Annotated in this window: 11 protein-coding genes; 2 read left to right on the top strand and 9 right to left on the bottom strand. The window is 73.9% G+C overall.

Translation table 11 applies throughout. From position 1 onward, the window contains the following. Positions 1-5 precede the first annotated feature (5 nt). From BJ981_RS06630 to BJ981_RS06610, 5 genes are all read right to left on the bottom strand, one after another. On the bottom strand, positions 6-7,190 hold the full coding sequence (locus BJ981_RS06630; RefSeq protein ID WP_184608985.1) for a beta-ketoacyl synthase N-terminal-like domain-containing protein: 7,185 nt from the start codon (positions 7,188-7,190) through the stop codon (positions 6-8). Between the two features lie 31 nt (positions 7,191-7,221). Further along, positions 7,222-14,352, bottom strand: coding sequence for a type I polyketide synthase (locus BJ981_RS06625; protein ID WP_184608983.1), 7,131 nt, complete (start codon positions 14,350-14,352; stop codon positions 7,222-7,224). 25 nt (positions 14,353-14,377) lie between these two features. Beyond that, the gene (locus tag BJ981_RS06620) at positions 14,378-14,665 is read right to left on the bottom strand and encodes an acyl carrier protein (protein ID WP_184608981.1); all 288 of its coding nucleotides are present in this window, start codon (positions 14,663-14,665) and stop codon (positions 14,378-14,380) included. Between the two features lie 62 nt (positions 14,666-14,727). Further along, positions 14,728-16,023, bottom strand: a complete 1,296-nt coding sequence (locus BJ981_RS06615; protein ID WP_239139329.1) for an NAD(P)/FAD-dependent oxidoreductase — start codon at positions 16,021-16,023, stop codon at positions 14,728-14,730. A gap of 329 nt (positions 16,024-16,352) precedes the next feature. Further along, the gene (locus BJ981_RS06610; RefSeq protein ID WP_184608978.1) at positions 16,353-16,943 is read right to left on the bottom strand and encodes an RNA polymerase sigma factor; all 591 of its coding nucleotides are present in this window, start codon (positions 16,941-16,943) and stop codon (positions 16,353-16,355) included. A 239-nt stretch (positions 16,944-17,182) separates the two neighbouring features. Here BJ981_RS06610 and BJ981_RS06605 point away from each other — a divergent pair, with 239 nt between their 5' ends. Then, positions 17,183-17,902, top strand: coding sequence for a TetR/AcrR family transcriptional regulator (locus tag BJ981_RS06605; protein WP_184608976.1), 720 nt, complete (start codon positions 17,183-17,185; stop codon positions 17,900-17,902). Between the two features lie 151 nt (positions 17,903-18,053). Next, entirely contained in the window at positions 18,054-18,470 is a 417-nt protein-coding gene (locus tag BJ981_RS06600; RefSeq protein ID WP_184608975.1) for a hypothetical protein, read from the top strand. Between the two features lie 45 nt (positions 18,471-18,515). Here the strand turns inward: BJ981_RS06600 and BJ981_RS06595 are convergent, their stop codons facing one another. The 4 genes from BJ981_RS06595 to BJ981_RS06580 form a co-directional block, all read right to left on the bottom strand. Further along, positions 18,516-19,328 carry an ion transporter gene (locus tag BJ981_RS06595; protein WP_184608973.1) on the bottom strand — a complete coding sequence of 271 codons (813 nt, stop codon included), beginning with the start codon at positions 19,326-19,328 and terminating at the stop codon, positions 18,516-18,518. A gap of 206 nt (positions 19,329-19,534) precedes the next feature. Continuing rightward, complete coding sequence (locus tag BJ981_RS06590; protein WP_184608971.1) at positions 19,535-20,200, bottom strand: DUF305 domain-containing protein; 666 nt, start codon at positions 20,198-20,200, stop codon at positions 19,535-19,537. Between the two features lie 64 nt (positions 20,201-20,264). Next, entirely contained in the window at positions 20,265-20,702 is a 438-nt protein-coding gene (locus BJ981_RS06585; RefSeq protein WP_184608970.1) for a DUF6153 family protein, read from the bottom strand. Between the two features lie 6 nt (positions 20,703-20,708). After that, positions 20,709-21,737 carry a GbsR/MarR family transcriptional regulator gene (locus BJ981_RS06580; protein ID WP_311745341.1) on the bottom strand — a complete coding sequence of 343 codons (1,029 nt, stop codon included), beginning with the start codon at positions 21,735-21,737 and terminating at the stop codon, positions 20,709-20,711. Positions 21,738-21,770 lie beyond the last annotated feature (33 nt).

The following is a 21,770-nucleotide window of genomic DNA, read 5'->3' as shown; positions in this document are numbered from 1 at the left end:
GGGGTTCACTCCTCCCGGCCGGACGCGCCGGCCCGGACCTCGATGGCCACATCGGTCAGCTCGTAGATGCGCAGCCCCGGCTTCCACACGCTGGCGTCGGCGATGACGACCAGGCGGTCCTCCTCGCGGCGGACCTCCTTGACGTGCAGGTCGAACGTCATCTCGCGGTCCTCGCGCAGGATCTGGCCGCGGTACTTCCAGCCCATGGGCACGTCCACCGCGGAGGCGAACCGCGCGCCGGGGATGTCGTCGGCGAGGCCGGTCTCGATCACGAAGGCCTGCAGGCCCTGGAGCACCGACTCCACGCCGAGCGACCCTGGCATCACGGGGTCGCGGTGGAAGTGGCAGGTGAAGTACCAGTCGGCGGGGTTGATGGCGCGGCGGCCGAACAGGTAGCCCTTGCCGTGCGCGCCGCCGTCGGCGACCAGCGTCACCTCGTCGACCAGGCCCAGGTGCCCGTCGCCGAGCCGCAGCCCTGGCCGCCGCTCCCGCCGGGAGTCGCCGGCGGGGAGCTCCAGCCGGCGCACCCGGGCCGGGTCGAGGCCGGTCTGCTCCTCCAGCCACGGCGCGACGTACCTGCCGGAGTCCAGGCCGACCTGGTTGCTCAGCGCCGCCTCGGTGAAGTAGCCGAACAGCGACTCGCCGGCGTAGAACACCTCGTCGTCGGCCAGCAGCTCGTACCGGAAGCTCTGCAGCGTCGCCCCGGTGACCGCCTGGCTGGACAGCATGGTCGTCCGCTGCCTGATGGTCTTGCCGCGCAGGTCCACGTCGCGGACCAGGGTGGCCTTGCCGTCCAGGTTGCGGATCGCGAACTCGTCCTCGGGGCTGGCCAGCGTCGCGCCCAGGTAGTAGCCGCACAGGATGGCCGCCTGCAGCGAGGTCTCCATGAGCACGGCGTTCGGCATGCCGCCGGTCGGGCTGTCGGCGTAGTACCAGGCCTCGGGCGGCGAGTCGTACTCGGTGACCATCTTCGCGCCGGGCGTCAGCCTGCCCCGCGTGCCCTCCAGCGCCATGATCCGGTCGACGAACTGGAAGTCGCCGTTCGGGATGTGCGGCGCCCTGCGGTCGCGGTAGACGTCGAACTCCGGGCCCATCGCGGTGCCGAGGTCGCCCTTGGCGGCGTGCGCCAGGTGCAGCTCGTTGATGAACGCGATCTCGCCCTTGGCGTTGCGCCTGCCCAGGTCCTCGGGCACCCCGCCCGGGCCGGGACGGTAGGGCGCGCCCGGCTTCTCGCGGAGCTGGACGCCGAAGTTGCGCATCGCCACGATCGGCTTGTCGCCGTCGTACACGGTGATGTCGGCGATCACGGTGGGCCGGGGGAGCAGGGTCAGCCCGATGATCTCCGCCTGGTAGCGGATCTCGCTCGTGCCCGGGGTGATCTGCCCGCGCACCTTGACCTCGGTCTGCAGCCCCGGCACCGACTGGAACTCGGCGTCCGGCAGCACCAGGTTCATGCCCAGGTACATCGCGTACGTCTGCAGGAGCTGCACCGCGCCCTCGGCCACCAGCGAGCCGGCCAGCACGGGGTCGCCGGGGAAGTGGCAGGTGAAGTACCAGCCGTCCGGTTCGAGCCGCTTGACGGCGGTCAGCTCGCCGAGCCCGCACGGCCCGCCGAGGCGGTCGATCGACGGGATCTCGTCGATCATGCGGAGCATCTCGCCGGGCAGCCGCACCGACGGGTTGGCGTCGCCCTGGTCGTACTGCGGGCCGAACACCTCCGCGCGGCGCCCCTCGGCGAGCAGCGCCAGGTCGGCGCCGCTCAGCGCGGTGCGCTCGGTGCGGGCCAGCGGCTTGAACCAGGTCCGCTCCAGCGCGGCGCGCCGGGCCTTGTCGGACTCCGACAGCACCACGCCGAGGGAGTTGTCCAGCTCGGCCTGGGTGAAGTAGCCGGCGCAGGCGTCGAGCAGCTCCAGGATCAGCTCGCCGTCGGCGTAGCACTTGTAGCCGAAGAAGAACAGCAGCGCGTCGCCGTTCCACACGAACCGCTTGATCTTGATCTCGTACCGCAGGGTCTGGCCCTCGCGCGGCAGCGGGCCGTGGAAGACCAGCTTGCTGTCCAGCAGCCGGTAGACGCGGTCGCCGCGGTGGCGCTGGTCGATGCCGAGGTAGCTGATCAGCAGCAGGTCGCACTGCCCGGCCTCGATGGTCACCGCGCACGGCACCAGGCCGTCCACGCCGTACCAGGCCCCGGCGGGCACGTCGTACTCGGTGGTGATCGACGACGGCTCGAACACGCCCGTGCGGCCCTCCAGCGCGGTCACGCGGGTGACGAAGTGGTAGGGCGGCGCGGGCAGCCGGGTGCGGGTGGGGTAGGCGTCCACCTCGGCGAACGCCGGGCCGAACACGTTGGCCACCTCGCCGGTGGCGAACTCCAGCAGGTCGGCCTCGTCCAGCACCGGCCGCGGCCCCTCCGGCAGGTCGCCGCCCGCGGGCGGCACGGGGGGAAGGGCGGTGACGGTGCCGGACGTGGCGAGTTCGAGCCGCGTGACCGCGCCGTCGAGGATCGCGTCGTGGGCGCGCAGCGCGGCGCGGTGCGCCTCGGCGACCCAGGCCGCCATGGACGCCACGGTGCCGGTCAGGGCCTCGGGTGCCGGGCGGCGCCCGCGCGGGTTCCAGGACCCGGCGCGCGGGGGACGCACCCGGCGGACCGGGGTCTCGTGCCGGCCCGTGGGCGCGGCGAAGGGGACGGGCGCCGGCGCGGGCACCGCCTGGGGCGCGGGCGGGTCGGGGACGAAGACGAACGGCTCGCCTTCGAGCGTGATGACGTCCTCGGCGTCGAGGTCCCAGACGGTCATGTCCTCGGGCCAGTAGACGATCGGGTCGGGCATGACGGCAGGCGCCTCCTCGGCGTCGGCGGCGACCGGGGCGTCGTGCCCGGCCGTCGCGAGAACAGGGGTGGCACGGTCGAGAACGGGGGTGGCACGGTCGGCGACCCGCTCGACGATCGACTCGCCGCCGCACGGGACGGTGCGGATCAGCCGCCGCTCCGCCGGCGCCGCGCCCGCCTGCTCGGCGCCGCCCAGCAGCCGTCCGAGGTCCACGGGCAGGCCGTGGCTCGCCAGCCGGGCCAGGGCCTGGGCCAGCGCGCCGCTCACCGAGGTGTGCCGGCGGTCCACCGAGACGGCCACGTGCGGCAGGCCGGCGAGGGTCTCGCCGATCCAGCGGGTGCAGGTCGCGCCGGGGCCGACCTCGACGAAGAACCGGAAGCCGCGGTCGTGCGCGACGCGGGTCAGGCGCGCGAAGTCGATGGTGCTGCGCAGCGTCCAGGCGATCCGCGTCGCCACGGTCTCCAGGTCCGCCGGGTCGACGGTGTCGTAGTCGAAGGCCGACAGCAGTTCGAGCGACGGGTGGGGCGTGCCGGCGTGGTACCGGTTCAGCTCGGCCAGCTCGGCGAGGCCCGGGTCGACCATCGGGCAGTGCATGACGTGGTTGGCCGGGGCCTTGGCGGCCTGGCAGCCCGCCCGGCGGATCAGCTCGCGGATCTGCGCCGGGTCGCCGCCGACGACCACCTCGCCCGGGGTGTTGACGTGGGTGAGGAAGACGCGGTCCAGGCCCTCCATCGCCGCGCCGACCGCCTCGGGGCCGGCCAGCAGCAGGTAGCTCGCCCACACCTGCGCGTCCGGGGTGTCCTCGGGCAGCGCCCACGTCTCGCGGACCAGGTGCTTGGGGCCGCGCAGCCGGTCGCGGAACAGGGGCGTGGCGGCGAGCTTGGCGTCGTCGCGGGCGGCGGCGGCCCACACGTCCATCGCGAAGAGCATGCTGCTCTCCCCGAGGCTGTAGCCGAACCCGCCGTGCGGGGTGACGCCGAGCACGTCGCGCAGGAGCTGGGTGCGCAGCACCGCCGTGTTGGTGCCGGCGGCGAGCAGCACGGGGATCTCGTCGATCAGCCGCTCCTCGTGCCGCATCAGGTCGCGCCGCCCCAGGGGACGGGAGCCGCGCGGGTACAGCCAGCGGTGCTTGAACCGGTCGCGCGGCCGGTCGGCCTCGCGCTCGAAGCGCTCCAGCAGGCCGGGGAACAGGCGGAACAGGTCGCGGTCCATGCCCGGGTAGCCGGTGAAGGCGCCGGGGTAGACGAACGCGACGCGTCCCTCGCCGACCGGGCGCGCGGTGCAGAAGCTGCCCGCGGGGGTCGCCCACTCGCCGCCGTTCGCCAGCACGGACGGCAGGTCGCGCTCGGCGGCGTCCAGCTCGCGGCGCAGCCGCTCCCCGTCGGCGGCGACCAGCACCGCCGTGTACCGCCGCGACCCGCCGCGCGGCGCGGCCTCGCGGACCAGCTCCCACGGGTCGCGGCCGTGGTCGAGCGCGGACCGGTACTGGCGCACCAGGTCGGTCATCGCGCCCGCGTCGTCGGCGCTGACCGCGAGCATCAGGTGGCCGGGGGCGTCCCGCCAGTCGGCCTCCACCGCCGCGCCGCGGGTGTCCGCGCCGGCCAGCACCAGGTGGGCGGCGGTGTCGCCGCCCGCCAGCGCGCGGCCGTCCCAGGCGGCCACGGCGGCGATCCGCGGCCGGTCGTGCGCGCGGCGCAGGAACGGCGCCGGGTCCGCCGACACCTCGAGCCGGGTCGGCGGCAGGCCGTCCAGCGCCTCGCGCAGCGGCTCGGGGGTGGCGGGCAGCTCGGCCGTGTGCAGCCACCCGGCCGCGTTGACGAGGGCGGTGAGCACGGACGCCTGCTGGGAGTCCCCGGCGAGCGCGGCGGCGCCGCCGATCAGGCAGCCCTCGCCGTCCCCGCCGTCCGCCGGGTAGGCGGCGGCCAGCGTTCCCGTGACCTCGGGGGTCGCCGGGGAGGCCAGCTCCAGGTAGTCCACGTCCTGCGGGCCGAGGCCCGCGGCGGACAGGCTCGCGCCCGCGGCGGCGGCCAGCGCGGCCCCCGGACCGGCCGGGTCGGAGCACACCGCCATCGACTCGATGGTGGCGTAGACCCGCCGGCCGCGCGCGTCGCCGGGCCGGGTGACCACGACCGCGGCGGCGGCGTCGCCCGGCACCGGCGGCAGGCCGCCCTCCGCCCGGGCGAGCGCCGTCCTCGCGGCCACGTTCTCGATGCCCGCCGCCAGGTCCACCCCGCCGACCAGGACGGCCTCCACCGTCGGGTCGAGCAGCAGGAGCTGGGCGACCTCCAGGGCGCGGGCGCCGCCGGTGGCGTCGGCGGCCACCGTGAAGGACGGCCCGGTGAGGTTGCGGGAGGAGGAGATGCGGCTGGCCATGATGTTGCCGATGTAGCTGAGCACCTCGTTGGCGCCGATCGGGTCGTGCACCGCGCCGCGCACCGCGGCCTCCAGCCGGTCCACGGCCTCGTCGTCCAGCGCCAGCCCGGACCTCTCGACCTCGGCCCGCACGTGGGCGCCGATGTCGAACCGCGCGCGGTGGGTGTGGGTGCGCGGCTCCAGCTCCATCGAGACGACCACGGCCACCCGCCGCTCCGGGAGCTGGTTCGCGCGCCGCCCCGACGGCCGCTCGTCGTACCCGGCGTCGGCGAGCGCCTGCTCGGCCGCCTCGAACAGCAGCAGGTGCTGCGGGTTGGCGTGGCCGAGCTCGCCCGGCGGGATGCGGTAGGCGCGGGCGTCCACGTCGATCGTGTCGGCGTACCCGGCCGCGCCGGCGTGGTCGCCGGTGGCGGGCGCGGGGTCGCCGTCCTGCAGGCCGTACCAGCGGTGCCCGGGACGCTCCACCAGCGCGGGCGTGCCCGTGCGCGCGGCGCGCCGCCATTCCGCGACGCCGGTCAGCGGTCCGGCCCGCAGGCCGAGCCCGACCACGGCGAGCCGACCGCCGGTGGCGGCGCCGCCCGAGGGCAGGACGCCGGCCGCCTCGTCGGTCGTCAGGATCGCGTGGGCGTTGGTGCCGCCGAAGCCGAACGCCGACACCGCGGCCACCCGGTGGCCGGGGTCGCGCTCGACCCGGGGGAGCGGCCAGGGCCGCTCGGACACCACGACCCGGCCGGCGGCGGGCAGCGCCTCGGCCGGGCGCAGCGGCTCGGCGACGCCCGGCGTGGCCGGGATGATCCCGTGCCGCAGCGCCAGGATCGCCTTGAGCACGCTGGTGAAGCCCGCCACGGTCAGCAGGTGGCCGACGTTGGCCTTCACCGAGCCGAGCGGCGGCACCCCGCCGCGCCCGCCGAAGAACTCGGCCAGGCCGCGCAGCTCGGTGCTGTCGCCGATCGGCGTGCCGGTGGCGTGGCACTCGATGTAGTCGATCTGCGCCGGGTCGACGCCGTGGTCCAGGTACGTGCGGCGGTACGCCTCGACCTGGCCGTCCTTGCGCGGGGTGAGCAGGTGCCCGCCCGCGCCGTCGTTGCTGAGCCCGATCGGGCCGAGCACCGCGTGGACGTGGTCGCCGTCCCGCCGGGCGTCCGACAGGCGCTTGAGCACGAAGATCCCGGCGCCCTGCCCGGTCACGATGCCCTGCGACCGGGCGTCGAACGGCTGGCTCACCCCGTCGGCGGGGTAGGCCTTCAGGTCGGAGAAGGACAGGTGGATGAGAAGGGGGTCCGGCGCGCACACCGCGCCGGCGAGCATCACGTCGGCCCGGCCCGTCGACAGTTGCCGCTGGGCCAGGGCCAGCGCGTAGAGCGCGGAGGAGCACGCCGCGTCCAGGGTCAGCCGGGCGCCGCCGAGACCCAGGGCGTCGGCCACCACGGTCGCGGGGAGGCCGAACGGCCACAGCTCCGCGGGTTCCTCCCCGGTCGCCGTCCCGGCGGTCTCCGGCAGGTCGAGGCCGGCGCGGCGCAGGCCGGCGGTCACCGCGTTCCTGACCAGCGGCACGCAGGCGCGCACCGAGGTCTCGGTCGGGAAGGCGTAGTTGCCCAGGATCACGCCGGTGCGCGCCAGGACGGCGGCGTCCTCGGCGATGCCGGCGTCCGCCAGGGCGCGGCGGGCGGTGTGCAGGGGCCACCGGACCACCTTGTCCAGCCGGTCCAGCGTCGCCGCGGGGACGCGCAGGCCGGTCAGGTCGATGGGCGGCTCGGTGACGAACCCGCCCCGGGTGGCGGTGACCCGGTGCTCCGGGTCACCCCACCCGCCGGGGACGGCGTCGTCCGTGCCGAACATCTCGCGGCCGCCGGGGCGGCGCAGATCCACCCCGGACCGCAGGTTGGCCCAGAACTGCTCGGGTGTGTCGGCGCCTGGCAGCAGGCAGGCGATCCCGACGATCGCTACGGGTTCCTGTCCGGTATCCGCAACATGCTCTGGCGTGGACATGACTCTCCATCCGCTCTCGAACGAGGGGCGTTTACTGCGCGACGCCGTCGCGGCAGATCGCCTGGACCCCGGCGAACCGGGTGAGGACCCGCCCGTCGCCGTCGCACGCGGTGACCGTGCAGCGCACCAGCGGCCCGCTGACGGTGGCCTCGTCGACCACGATGAGGAAGGGCTCGCCCGCCGGGATCGGCGCGTGGACCTCGGCGCGGCCCACGCCCGCGGGCAGGCTGGCCTGGCCGGTGTGCCGGCGCACCCAGACCAGCACGGCCTGCAGCAGCAGGTCGGCGAGCACCGGGTCGTAGTCGCCGGTGCCGTAGGCGCCGGCGGCGAACGGGGTGGGGGGAAGCTCGGCGCGCAGGACCATGCGCCGTCCCGGGTCCAGCACCCGGCGCAGGCCGCGCAGGACCTCGCCGTGGAACAGGGTGCCGTCGGAGTAGGCCGCGCAGTCCTCGCCCGCGTCGAGGGCGGGCAGGCCGCCCACCGGCGCCGGAGCCGGGACCGCGTGGTCCACGACCGCCCGGTAGCGGGGACGGCCGGTCTCGTCGCGCACCTCGACCCGCGTGCCCTCGCCGTCCGGCGTGAGCGTGAACCGCAAGGCCTCGGGCGCCTCGGCGCCGAACACCACGCCCTTCAGGACGGTGAAGTCCCGGGCGGCGGCGGACCGCGAGCCGGTCGCCTCCCAGGCGGTGGCGAGGATCCCGCCGAGCGCCACCGTGGCGGGCAGCACCGGCTGGTTCCCGATCCAGTGGCTCGCGAGCACGGGCTCCCCGGCCAGCGTGCCGAGGTCCCGGGTCACCGTGACCCCGCCCGCGGGCAGCGCCGGAGGCTCGGCCTCCGACAGCGGCTTGTCCGGGCCGATCACGCAGACCAGGTCGCCGCCGCGCTCGGCGTCGAACTGCTCGGCGAACATCCACGCCCCGGTCTCCAGCGGGATCAGGTCCACCCCGCGCTCGGCGAAGAGCCGGGCGAGCTCGGGGGTGACCATGCCGCCGTCCCACGCGCCCCAGTTGATCGAGGTCACCCTCGCGCCGGGGTGCGCGCCGCGCAGCCGGGAGGCGATGCGGTTGAGCGCCTCGTTGGCCATCGCGTAGTCGGCCTGCCCCTGGTTGCCGAAGAACCCGGCCACCGAGGAGAAGAGCACGACGTGGCGCAGCCGGTCGGCGTCCAGCGCGGCGAGCACGCCCGCGAGGCCCGCGAGCTTGGTGCCGAGCACCCGGTCGACGTCCTGCGGGCGCTTGTCCACGATGAGCTGGTCGGCGAGGACGCCCGCGCCGTGCACGACCCCGGCCACGCGGTCCCGGTAGGGCGCGAGCGCCGCGCGGACGGCGGCGGGGTCGGTCACGTCCACCGGCACGTACGTCGCCGCCGCTCCGGCCTCGGCCACCAGCGCCAGGGTCGTGCGGATCTCGCGCTGCGCCTTCAGCTCCTGGAAGCGGGGCTCGACGTCGCGCGGGGTCACCTTCGCCCCGCCCGCCTTGAGCGCCGCCGCGATGGCCGCCTTCAGCCGGTCCAGGGGCACCTCGCGGGCCCACTCCGGCTCGTCGGCCAGCGGCGTGCGGCCGAGGAGCAGCAGACCTGTGCCGTGCCGCCGGGCGAGCTCGACCACGCACGCGGCCGTCACGCCGCGCCCGCCGCCGGTCACCACCAGCAGGTCGCCCTCTCCGGGCGGCGCCACCGGCGCCGCCTGAGGCCCTTCGCCGGTGAGCGTCGTCGTCCACCGGGCGCCGTCGGCGGTGTGACCCACCTCGCGCAGCCCGGCCCGCGGGTCGTACAGCTCGGCCAGGACGATCTCGGCGACCCGCTCGTCGGCGAGCCCGGCCTCGACGTCGATCGCCCGGCAGAACACGGTGGGCGCCTCGATGGCGAGGGTCTTGACCAGGCCGGACACCCCGCCGAGCGCGACGGTCGCGAGGCCGTCGTCGCCCGTGGGCCCGGCGTTCGGGGTGACGCCGAGGCGGCCGTCCAGGCGGGTCACCGTGACGAAGGCGGACCGGCCGGCCGTCGACTCCAGCGCGCGCTGGGTGTCGCGGGCCAGCATCGCCGTCTCGCGCAGCGCGGCCAGGGCGGCGGGCGTGCCGTCCACCCGCTCCGGCGCCAGGTACAGCACCAGGTCGAGCCCGTCCTCCGCGGCGTCCGGCCCGGCCGTACGCCACCCGGCGGACCGGAGCCTGGCGGCCACCGCGTCGGCGAGCGGCCCGCCGGCCCCGGTCACCAGGGCCAGCGGAGCGTCTCTGTAGGCGTCCTCCTGCCGGTCGGGGACCGGGAGCCGGGTCAGACGGGCCTGCCGGCGGTCGATCCGCGGCAGGGCCTCAGCTTTTGGGCCGTTCACCACCTCCGCCCCGGTCGGCTCGGCCGCCGCTCCCGCGATGAATTGGACGATGTCCTCGAGCGTTCGCAGCTCGGCGAGCCGCTCGGGGCTCACCGACGGCGAGCCGGGGAACGACTCGCGCAGCGCGCCCATGATCTCCACGCGCTTGATGGAGTCGATGCCGAGGTCGGCCTCCACGTCCATCGAGGGGTCGAGCATGTCGGTGGGGTAGCCGGTCTTCTCGGCGACGATGGACAGCAGGGCGGCCTGGACGGTCGCGGCGTCGGCCGCGGCCGGGGCGGCGCCGGCCTGCACCGGGGCCTGCGCGGGGGCCGGAGCGGGGGCGGGCGCCGCGGCGACCGGAGCGGGGGCCGTGGCGACGGGGGTGGTCTCCACGACGGGAGCCGGGGCGGGAGCCTGGACGGGGGCCTCGGCGAAGGCGACCGGGGCGGCGGGGGCGAGCGTGGCGGTGTGGCCCTGAGCCTGGTGCCCGTTGGCGGCGTAGCCGTTGTGGCCGTTGCCGTTCCGCCCGTCGTACCCGGTCTCCGCCTCCTGCGGCCAGGCGCCCGGACGGGAGCCGATGGCGCGCAGCTCGTACGACGGCGCGACGGCCTGGGGCAGGGACGGGCCCGCCAGGTCGCCTCCGGCCGCGCGGTCCGGCGCGATCATGGTCGTTTCGAGCTGGGCGAAGCTGCGCAGCACCTCGCTGGCCCAGACGTGGCTCTGGCCGATGGCCAGGCTGTGCTCGGTGACGGCGGTGATGCCGGCGATCGTGTTCTCCGACGGGCCGGCGTCCTGGCGGCTGCCCTCCTCGACGAGGTTGGTCAGGCGCTCGGACAGGCGGAGCTGGCTGTGCAGGTACTCCCCGTGCATGGCGAGGTGGCTGGCGGCGATGGCGCCCACGCTCGGCGCCGCGCCGGGCGCCGGGTGCCCGTTGCCGTTGTGCCCGCCGGCCCCATGCCCGTTCGAGCTGTGGCCGTTGGTGCCGTGTCCGTTCGAGCTGTGGCCGTTGGCGCTGTGCCCGTTGTTGACGTGCCCGTTCGAGCCGTGCCCGTTGGCGGCGTGGCCGTTGGTCTGGCCCGTGGCCGGGGCGGTCTCGGTGGCGGCGCCCTCCGCGGACGTCCCCTCCACCGTGTACCCGTTCTCGAGTGCGTCACGGTACTCGCGGCGGCGCGCCTCGGGCACGTAGTTCACACCGTTCAACTGGATCGTCATCCCCTCGGAGTGCGGCGGCTCGGCCGCCGTCGCGGTGTAGCGGTTGAAACCGGTCAGCGGCAGGCCGAGGACGGCCAGGCGCGCGGCGAGCTGCTTGAGTGCGTGGTCACTGTCACCGCCGGGCCCGGCGTCGGCCGACAGCGCGACCACGTCGGGACGGTCGGCGAGGATCCGCCGGACCAGGCCGGTCAGGACCTTCTTCGGCCCGAACTCGACGAAGACCCGGTATCCGTCGCGGTACATCTGCTCGACCCGGGGCGCGAAGCCGACGGGGCGGGCGAGCTGCTGGACGAGAACGCGCGCGTTCTCGCCGGTGTCGGCGCCGTACGAGGCGCCCTCGGTGTCGGCGTAGACCGTGATGGCCGGGGGCGCGACGACCGCCGAGGCGACCGCCGAGGCGAACCGCTCGACCGCGTGCGTGACGTAACGGGTGTGGAAGGCCGCCGCCACCGGCAGCGGGCTCGCCTTCACCCCCGCCGCCGCGCACGCCTCGACGAAGGCCGCGACCGCGTCGCGTCCGCCGCCGACCACGATCTGGTCGGGCGCGTTGACGTTGCAGACGACGACGTCGGGGTGCCCGTCGAGCAGGCGCTCGACCTCCGGCAGGCCCGCCGGGACGGCGGCCATCGTGCCCGGGTCGTCGCCCTCGCCGCGCTCCGCCATCGCCGCGCCGCGTTCCCTGGCCAGCCGGAAGAACTGCTCGGTGGTGAGGCTCCCCGCCGCCCACAGGGCGGTCACCTCGCCGAAGCTGTGGCCGAGCGCGCCCTCGGCGGCGAAGCCGAGCTCCTTGAGGAAGGTGTACTGCCCGGCGGAGACGGCGCCGATGGCGGGCTGGGCGTAGTCCGTGCGCCGCAGCGCGTCGTCCTGACGGCGCCTGCCGTCCTCGTCGAACGCGGGCGGCGGGAAGACCACCCGTCCCAGCGGCTCGGCGTCCGCGAAGTGCGCCGCCGCCGCGTCGAACGCGGCCCGCACCGGCGGGACCGCGAGCGCCGCCTCCGCCGCCATGGAGACGTACTGGCTGCCCTGGCCCGCGAACAGCGCGCCGACCTTGCCGGGCGCCGCCGCGGCGCGGCGGTAGAAGGCGCCGCCGGGCAGCTCGAACGCCGCCACGCCGGGGTTCTCGGCGAGGCGCGCGCACGCCTGCCCGCGCAGCCGGTCCAGCTCGGCCTCGTCGCGGGCGACCACGGCGAGCCGCGCGTGCCCGGCGGGCACCGGCGCCGTGTCGTCCAGCCCGGCCGGGTCGTCCTGGACCGCCTTCAGCAGGGCCTCGGGGTCCGTGCCGTGCCACAGGTGGACCCGCGACGTCCGGTGCAGCACCGTCAGCGCGGCGCCGGAGGGGTCGTGCTCCTCCAGGACGCAGTGGAAGTTGGTGCCGCCGAACCCGAAGGAGGAGACCGCGGCCCGCCGCAGCGGACGCGCGGGATCGGTGATCCACGGCCGGGTGCGGGTGTTGACGTAGAACGGCGAGGAGCCGAACTCCATCGCGCCCCGCGGCTCGGTCACGTTGATCGTCGGCGGCAGCAGCTTGTGGTACAGCGCGAGCGACGTCTTGATCATGCCGGCCGCGCCCGCGGCGGCCTTGGTGTGCCCGATCTGGCTCTTGACGCTGCCGAGCGCGACGGCCTCGCGGCCCGCGCCCGCCGCGGCGAACACCTCGCGCAGCGCGCCGACCTCGGTGAGGTCCCCGACCGGCGTGCCGGTGCCGTGGCACTCCACCAGCCCGACCTGCTCGGGACCGAAGCCCGCGTCCTCGTAGGCCCGGCGCAGCGCGACCATCTGGCCTTCCTTGCGCGGCGCGTAGATGCTCTTGTACCGGCCGTCGCTGGAGGTGCCGATGCCGCGCAGCACCGCGTAGACACGGTCCCCGTCGCGCTCGGCGTCCGCCAGGCGCTTGAGCGCGAGCATGCCGAGGCCCTCGCCGATCAGCGTGCCGTCCGCGGTCTCGTCGAAGGGACGGATCGCCCCCGCCTTGGAGAACGCGGGCGTCTTGGAGAAGCACAGGTACATCAGGATCGTGTTCTCGGCGTCGCAGCCGCCGGTGAGCATCAGGTCGGCCCGGCCGGAGATCAGCTCCGCCGCCGCCATGTGGACGGCCGCGAGCGAGCTGGCGCACGCCGCGTCCACGGTGCAGTTCGTGCCGCCGAGGTCGAAGCGGTTGGCGACGCGGCCGGCCACGACGTTGCCGAGCATGCCGGGGAAGGAGTGCTCCTCCCACGGCGCGAACGCCTTGACGAACTTGGCGGCGATCTCCTCGGCGTCGCGCTCGGTGAGACCGCAGCTGCGGACGACCTCCTTCAGCACGGGGGTCTGCAGACGGGTCGCCAGCGGCTGGGTCAGCGAGTTCGCGCCGGTGATGCCGAGCACGACGCCGGTCCGCTCCGGCTTGTACCACTCGGAGCCGGGCGCGCCCGCGTCGGCGAGGGTCTGCTTGGCCACCACCAGGCTGAGCAACTGCAGCACGTCGGTGACCTCGAGGGTGTTCGGCGGCAGGCCGAACTCCAGCGGGTTGAACGGCACCGTGGGGATGAACCCGCCACGCTTGGCGTAGGTCTTGTCCGGGGCCTTGGGGTCGGGGTCGTAGTGGTCCTCGACGCGCCAGTGGGTCTCCGGCACGTCCTCGATGCAGTCGACGGCGTCGACGACGTTGCCCCAGAACTCGCGCAGGTCGCCCGAGCGCGGGAAGAGCGCGCCGAGGCCGACGATCGCGATGGGGGTGTCGCCCGTCCGCGTGGGGGAGGTGTTCTCGCTGTCCATGACACGGTCCGTTCCGGTCGAGAGCGTCGCGATGCCCGCGGCGGGCGGGCCGGCGGCCGCCCGGTCGTCCAGGAGGTCCAGCGCCGTCCCGGCGATCCGGTCCACGGCCTCGCGATCGTGCAGCATCGTGTAGTGGTCGCCGGGGCAGCCCAGCACCGTCAGGTCCTCGGCCAGCCCGCCCCAGCCGAGCGGGTCGGGCACGTCCAGCAGGCCGTGCTCGGGCCTGACCAGCACCACCGGCACCGGCGAGCGGCGCGGCTCGCAGGCGACGGCCAGGCGGTTGTTGCGGACCAGCCCCTGCAGGTAGGTGTCCAGCACCTTGCGCAGGCCGGGCAGCGTCGTGTCGGGCCGCAGCGCCCCGGCCGCACGCGCCCGGTCGAGGACCTCCCGCAGCCCCTTCTCCCTGTCATCGGGGAGCGGCCCGTCCAGCGGCACCGCCACGCCGCGGCGGGCGCCCAGGTACATGGCGAACCAGCGCAGCACCCCGGCGTCGTCGAGGTCGCCGTCCAGCCGGGTGTACTCGGGCACGGGGGCGATGCTGTCCAGGGCCAGCAGCGCGCACGGGCGCTCCCGCTCCTCCAGCAGCCCGGCGAGTTCGAGCGCCACCACGCCGCCGAAGGACCATCCGGCCAGGCACCACCTGCCGGCGGTCAGTCCCTGGCCGCGCAGGTCGGCGGCGATCCGCTCCGCCAGCGCCGGGATCGAGGTGGCGGGGGCGCCGCCGCGCAGCGCCGCCTCGAAGTACTCCGGCACGTGTTCGAGGTTCACCACGTGCAGGGCCGCCCCGGGGGACAGCGCCGCGGCGAGGCCGGCGTAGACGGTGGCCGGCAGCGCGCCCGGGTGGACCAGGACCACCGCCGGCGCGTCCTCGGGGGCGGACCCCACCCGGCTCACCGTCCGGGCTGGCTTCCTATCGGGCCGTCGCATCGCGCTGCTTCTCCACGATGTAGCCGGCGAGCTCGTTGATGGTCGGGTGGTACCAGAGGGCGGTGGTCTCCAGCTCGAATCCGAGCCAGTTCTCCAGCTCGCCGGAAAGGACCAGCGCCTCGGTCGAGTCCAGGTCGAACTCGTCGAAATACTGGTCGGCGTCCACCTGTTCCGCCGGCACGCCGAGCCGGTGGGCCAGCTTTCCGACCAGCCATTCACGGACCTCGGTCTCGGTCAGCCCGGCGGTCGCCGCCGTCACCTGGTTGTTCATCGCATTCCTCGCTACAGACCGTTTATTGGCGTTCTTGGGAAAAGGGGCGGGGATTCGGCGGCCTAGGCGCGGGCCGGGGCGATTCCCGCCGTGCGGCGAACGGCATCCGCGGCGGCCGCGCCGGAGTCGAAAGCCGATTCGTGACTGCCGATGATGTCGATTCCCATCTTCCGGGAGTGGAAATAGGAACCGGCGAGCTTGATACGGGAACCGTCGTCGTTGATCGTGTGGATGTCGCGCTGGAGGGCGCGCACCTCGGTGGTGAAGACGGGGTGCCGGTAGGCCATTTCCTGGATCACGGCGTCCTCGCGGATCGGCAGCGGGCAGTCCAGCGTGACGAAATAGTCGGCGCCGGCCCGCAGGTGCTGCAGCTCGTTGAGGTAGTACACGACCCACGACCGCTGGTCCTCGCCCTCGCCGACCCGGCCGTAGTTCCAGCTGCGCCACCGCTCCCGGTCGGCCGGCATCACCGAGGCGTCGGTGTGCAGGACGGTGCGGGTGCCGTGGTAGCGGATGACCTCCAGCCGCCGCTGGGCCGCGGTCGGCTCGGCGAGCACGGCCAGCGCGTCGTCGGCGTGGGTGGCGAGCACCACGTGGTCGAAGCGCTCCGGCCCGCCGGGGCCGTGCACGACGACCTGGTCGCCGTCCTGCGCGACCTGCTTGACCGGCGCGTTGAGCCTCAGGTCGGCGCCGGAGCGGGTGAGCAGGTCGGCCGCGCGGCGCACGTAGGAGACGCTGCCGCCGGTGACCGTGCGCCAGGGGGCGGTCCGGCCGCCGAGCCCTTCGTGGCCGTGCGCGAAGAAGAAGGCGATGACCGTGCTCGCCGGCATCTCCCAGATCCGCTCGGCGGGCACCGACCAGGCGGCGGTGGCGATCAGCACCACGAAGCCGTACCGGAAGGCGGCGCTGTAGCCGTTGCGGTCCAGGTACTCGCCGAGGGGGATGTCGGCGCGCTTCCTGACGAAGTCGCGCGGCGCCTCGGTCTGGAACCGGCGCGCCTCGCGCCACAGGCCGGTGAAATCGGCGTCGTAACGCCGGGCGATCTCCTCTTCTGTGCGCTCGAAATCCTCCGACACGTAGCTGCGCCCGCGGTCCAGGTCGAAGAAGGAGAATCGACCCGGGTGGTCCTGCGTGGGCACGTCGAGTTCGCGGAAGAACTCGGTCAGCATGGGATAGTGCGCCTCGTTGTACACGATGAACGCCGTGTCGAGGCCGAGGGTCTTCTCACCCTCGCGCACCTCGATCGTGTTGGCGTGGCCGCCCAGCCGGGAATCGGCCTCGAACAATGTCACACGCGCGTCGTCCCGCAGGTGATACGCGGTGGACAAACCCGCTATCCCGCCGCCGACGACCGCCACTCGCGGAGTCACCCGTGCCTCCCGTGTCCGTCCCTGTCGCGCTTCTCACTAGTTAAAGAGAGGCCGGTGGGCGGCCTGGATACACCTTTGGAGAGATTTCTCGGGAAATGGGTCCTCCCATCTGGAACGGCGTCTTACCGCAGGCATGACAAAGTGACCGGTTCACGGTATGAGACGTATGAACCGGTCACTTCATATGAGATGGGGACGCGCCATAGGACCGGGGCGGGAAACGCCCCCGCCGCGGGCGCGGAGGTGAGGAAGGCCCGTCCGGGAGACCGGATCGGGCGGCCGACGCGAGTGGGGTCGTGCCGACGCGCGGGGGCGTGTCAGCCGACGAGTGCGGGTTCGGGCCGGACGCTCTCGCGCAGACGGCGCAGGATCCGGTTCCGGGTCGGGCCGATGGAGCCGCGGGGGATGCCCAGCGCGGCGCTGATCTCGTCGTAGCTCATCGCCGGCTCGTGCATGAGCATGGCCAGCAACGCTTGGTGGTGCTTCTCCAGGCCGCGGAACGCCTCCAGCGTGCGAGGGTCCTGCCAGCGGTCGATGACGGCGTCCTCCACGGACACGGTGTCGTCGGGCCGGTCGTCGAACGGCGCGTAGTCCCCCACGGGCACGTGCCGCCGGTTCCGTTCGATGTGCTTGATCGCCTCACGGCGGGTTATCGTGACCAGCCAGGACGCGAACTTGGCCGGTTCGCGCAGCCGGTCGATGTTCTCCACCACACGCAGCCAGGCGAGCTGGCAGACGTCCTCGCAGTCCGCCGCCCGTAATCGGAACGATCGGGCCACGGACCACACGACAGGGGTGTAGAGCTTGATGAGCTCCCTCCACGCCCGCTGGTCGCCCTCCCGGCACGCCGCCGCCAGCAGCTCGCGCGGGTTCGGGGAACCGGGCGTCCGTGTCCCGGAGCCGTCCATCAGAGCTGCACCCCCGTGCGTGTCCGTCTCTCGCCTGGTTTCCTGAACGGCCGCTACCACTCGCCTGCCTCCCTCATGGAAACTCTCACGAATGAAGGTAACATTGGTTGTGCCCAGATGCTTCCGCGAAGGGCAGCAGCAAAAGTTAACACCCGGTAACACTTGACGCGACAGGAGTGGATCATTCGCTACGGTGCCCGAGGGATCCGGACGAGGAGCAGACACGTGGAGGGGCCGCGATGAGCAGCAGCACGTCACGCCGGCAGAGGGTTCGCGACGCCACGCTGCGCGAACTGATGAGCGTGAGCCGCGAGATCCTGACGAGCCAGGGCGTCGAGGCCCTGACGATCCGCGCGGTGGCCCGCGAGATGGGGATGACCCCGCCGGGCATCTACCGCTACTTCGACAGCCATCGCAAGCTCATGGACGCGGTGATCGTCGACATCCTCGACGAGCTCACCGAGTACATCGCCTCCGCCACCGACGAGCAGGACAAGTCCGACGCGGCCCGCCGGCTCATCGCGGCCAGCCGCGCCCTGCGCCGCTGGGCCGTCGAGCATGTGCCGGAGTTCCAGCTCGCCCTCGTCGTGGCCACCCCCGAGGACGACGACGCCGTGGTCAGGCAGGCGCGCGCCCAGGTCGGCGCGTTCTTCGGCGACATCTTCCTCCATGTCTGGCACGAGTACGGCGCGTCCGCCACCGTGCCGGGCATCCACCCGGCGGCGAGCGAGGCCCTGGCCGACCGGCTGCTCGAACGGCTGCAGATCCCCCTGCCGTCCTCCGAGGCCGCGGTCGCCTTCACGCGCTGCTGGCTGCGGCTGTTCGGCATGGTCTGCGTGGAGTCGCTCGGGCTGACGCGGGTCATCGGCGACCACTCCGGGGCGCTGTTCGAGGCCGAGCTGTCCGACCTCGCCCGCATGCTCGGCCTGCCGGAGTCGGCGCTGGAGGCGGGCCGCTGACCGCCGGGTGAACGGACCAAGAGCATCAGGTCGTCCTCGCTGACCTGCCGAAGTCCCTCCGGGACACTGGTCGGCGCGGGCCCGCATCGATCATCGCGGGTCACACTGGGCCTGCGTGATCGGTTCCGACTGATGTCCCGACAGGAGCACCATGACCTCCCTGCAGCTCGGCCAGGAGACCCGGTGGATCGCCGGCGTCGTCCTGCTCACCATCGTGACCATCGAGTTCGGCGGCTGGTTCCTCACCAGAATCGTCCGCGGTGAGATCCCGATGACCCCCTTCCAGCAGGCGTTCGCCCGGGCCGGGCACGCCCACGCCGGCGTCCTCGTCATCCTCAGCCTCGTCTGCGAGCTCTACGTCGACTACACCGGCCTCGGCGGCGTCGCCCTGTGGATCGCACGGCTCGGCGTCCCCGCCGCGGCCATCCTCATGTCGGCCGGATTCTTCGTCTCCTCCATCGGGCGCGACGTGACCCGGCCGAACCGCCTGATCGTCCTCGTCTGGATCGGCGCGCTCTGCCTCGCCGCGGGCGTGCTGACCCTGGGCATCGGCCTGCTGACGAGCTGACCCGTCCTCTGGCCAAGGCCCGTCTCCCCGGCGGCGGGCCTTGCGTCAGGCCGGGGTGCGGGACCGGGGCTGATGCCCGTTCGGCCGGGCGAGGAGCCGGTCGAGCTTGGCGTTGAGCACGGCCATGTCCTGCTTCAGCTCGCGCAGCTCCGCCTCGGCCCGGTTCTCCGAGGGCGAGGGCTCGGCGTCGTTCATGGCGTTCACGACGACGGCGATGAACAGGTTCAGCGCCACGAACGTGGACATCAGGATGTAGACGATGAAGAAGATCCACGCCCAGGGCTTCTGTTCCATCACGGCCTGCGCGGTGCTGCCCCAGTCGTCGCCCGTCATGATCTGGAACAGCGTGAACAGCGACCGGGGCAGCTCGTCGAAGCGCTCCGGCGCGATGCCGCCGAACAGCTTGGTCGCGATCACCGCCGCGATGTAGATCAGCAGGACCAGCAGCCCGATGATCGAGGCCATCCCCGGCACGGCGGCCAGCAGCGCGCTCACCACCCGGCGCATGCTCGGCACCACCGACAGCAGCCGCAGGGCCCGCAGGATGCGCAGCGCGCGCAGGATCGACGTCGGCCCGGACGCCGGGATCAGCGCCAGCGTCACGATCACGGCGTCGAACCAGTTCCACGGGTCCTTGAAGAACGCCCCGCGGTAGGCGTACAGGCGCGCGGCCAGCTCCAGCGCGAAGATCCCCAGCGCCACCCTGTCGACCACGTGCAGGAAGCCGCCCGCCCGGTCCATCAGGGCCGAACTGGTCTCGCACCCGATGGTGACGGCGTTCACGACGATGACCGCGATGATCGCCCGCTGCGTCAGCCGGTTCTCCAGGACGGAACGAACACGCTCGTGTGGTGCCACCGGCTACCGCTTCCCATGAGTTCTGGACGAATGTGCCTAGATTGTCCGGTCAAGATCGGGAGCCGGGCACGGGAAACCATGAAAAGAGATCGCGATCACACGCCGCTCCGGCCCTTGTCGGCGGTGCCGCGCGTCCGGCCTTCCGCCGCCGTTCAGAGGGGACGGCGTCCGGGGCGCGCGGACCGCGCGCCCCGGACGTGAACGGGTTACTTCCGCCCGAGGAGGCGCCGCATCGTGGCGATCTCCGCCTTCTGGCTCTCGACGATGGACGCGGCCATCGTCCTGGCGGGCGCGAAGCTCCCGGCCGTCCGTTCCTGCTCGGCCATCGAGATCGCCCCCTCGTGGTGCTCGATCATCATCTGGAGAAAGGCCCGGTCGAAGGCGGTGCCGGACATGCCCTTGAGCCGGCGCATGTCGCCGTCGGACATCATGCCCTGCATGTCGTGCCCCATCGACGCCATGTCGTGGGCGACCGGCATGTCCCAGTCGGCCAGCCAGCCGCTCATGGCCGTGATCTCGGGCTCCTGGGCGGCCTCGATCCGCTCGGCGAGCCGCTTGACCTCGGCGCCGGCGGTCCGCGACGCGGCCAGCCCGGCCATCTCCACCGCCTGGCGGTGGTGGGGGATCATCATCTGGGCGAACATGACGTCCTGCCCGGAGTACGGCGGGGACGGCGTACCGGTGGGCATGGCAGAGGGCATGGCAGAGGCCATGCCGCTGGGCATGGTGCTGGGCATGGTGGTGGGCGACATCGTCGGCGACATGTGGCCGCCGCCCGCCTGCGACTCCTGGCCGGTCTCGCCCGCGCCGCAGCCGGTGACGAGCACCCCGGCCGCCACCAGGGCGGCGGGAACGGTGATGAAACGTTTCATGCGAACTACTCCGTGCTTGTGTCCGGTGACTGTCCGTGGACGGCCGAGGCCGTCGCGGGGCATCTCACCGCCGAAGCACGCAGAGCCGCGCCAGAGTAGGCCCGCGCGGCAGAACCCTCGGCCCGGCCCGGGGCACGACCCCGCCGCCGACGGCCGCCTGGACGCTCAGGCAGGCCCCGAGCGCCCCGCCCACGAAGAACACCAGCAGCCCGGCGAGCAGCAGCGCCAGGCACACCTCCCCGCCCCCATGCCCCCCATGACCGGGCATCTGCCCGTCGCGCGCCCCGGCCTTGGTGGGCGAATGCGCGCCGACGACCGCCATCTCCCTCCCGGACGTCATGGTCCCGCCGTCGTGCAGGGTCAGGACGCCGGGCATCCGCACCGGCCCGGGAGTGGGCTGAATCCCGTGCATGGCGAACAACCCGATGACGATGGCACACAGCAGAACCGGCCCCGCGATCGCCCGTGCGACCGCCTTGGCCGTGCCATCCATCATCACCATGTCAGGCTAACGGGTAGGTGACGTGCCCCTTTGCCCGGCAACGACCGGCCCCCCATGTGCCGTTTCCCGCGACTCCTCCGGACGAAGCGCCGCGCGCTGCGCCGCACTCAGACGGTCCTCTCCGGGGCTGACGGTGTACGTGCCGGGGCCGGCGCGCCGCAGCACGAGCGGGCCGGTGACGTCCGGCCGGTGTTCCGCCATGTCCAGGGCCGCGGCGGCGCGCTCCCGGGGCCAGCCCAGCGCCGCGGCCAGATCCTCCACGGTGAGCGGCCTGCCGGCGTAGACCAGCGCGGCGAGCACCGTCAGCGCGTCGCGCCCGGCCGTGCCGGTGACGCCGCCCATCTGCTCGCTGATCCGGCGGAAGAACCCGCCCATCCGTGCCAGGCGATCCCCGGCGGGCGTGCCGTCACCGAAGATCTCGACTCCCCGCCGCGCGGCCTCCGCGACCTCCGCGTGCGCCCCGGTGTCCGCGCGCCACGCCCGGATCCACACGTCGTCGCCGACGAAGTACCTCTCACGCCGTCCGCCACGGTCCGGTTCGCGCCCGACCAGCTCCATCGCCTCCAGGTAGGCGATGGCCTTGGACACCGACGCCGGGCTCACCCGCAGGCCGTGGACCAGCTCGGCGGCCGTCAGGCTCCCGGAGTCGGAGGTGACCAGGCAGACGAACACCCGGGAGGCCATCCGGGGCAGCCCGGTCCCGGCCAGCAGGCCCGCGAACCGCTCCACGAAGGCACGCGCCGCCTCGGACCGCCCGCCGGGTGGCGGCTCCGCGCCCGGCACCGGCCTGCGCCTGCGGGCGCGCCCGCCCGCGACCCGCTGGGCGTGGTCGGCCTGATAGGCACCGCGGTCGGCGTTGCGGGCGACCTCGCGGCTGATCGTGGACGTGGGCCTGCCGAGCCGCCGCCCGATCTCGGCGTACCCGAGCCCTTCTGCGAGCCAGGCCGAGATCCGCCGCCGGTCGTCGTGGGTCAGCCTGCTTCCGGGCACGCCGCTCGCCTCCTGTCCCGACGGTTCACGCTCCGGTGCGTTCACCCACACTACATTGCAACGGCTTCTCGGCGGGCA

This window comes from Sphaerisporangium krabiense (genome assembly GCF_014200435.1).
Taxonomy (GTDB): domain Bacteria; phylum Actinomycetota; class Actinomycetes; order Streptosporangiales; family Streptosporangiaceae; genus Sphaerisporangium; species Sphaerisporangium krabiense.
This window is presented reverse-complemented; position numbering and strand designations above follow the sequence as displayed.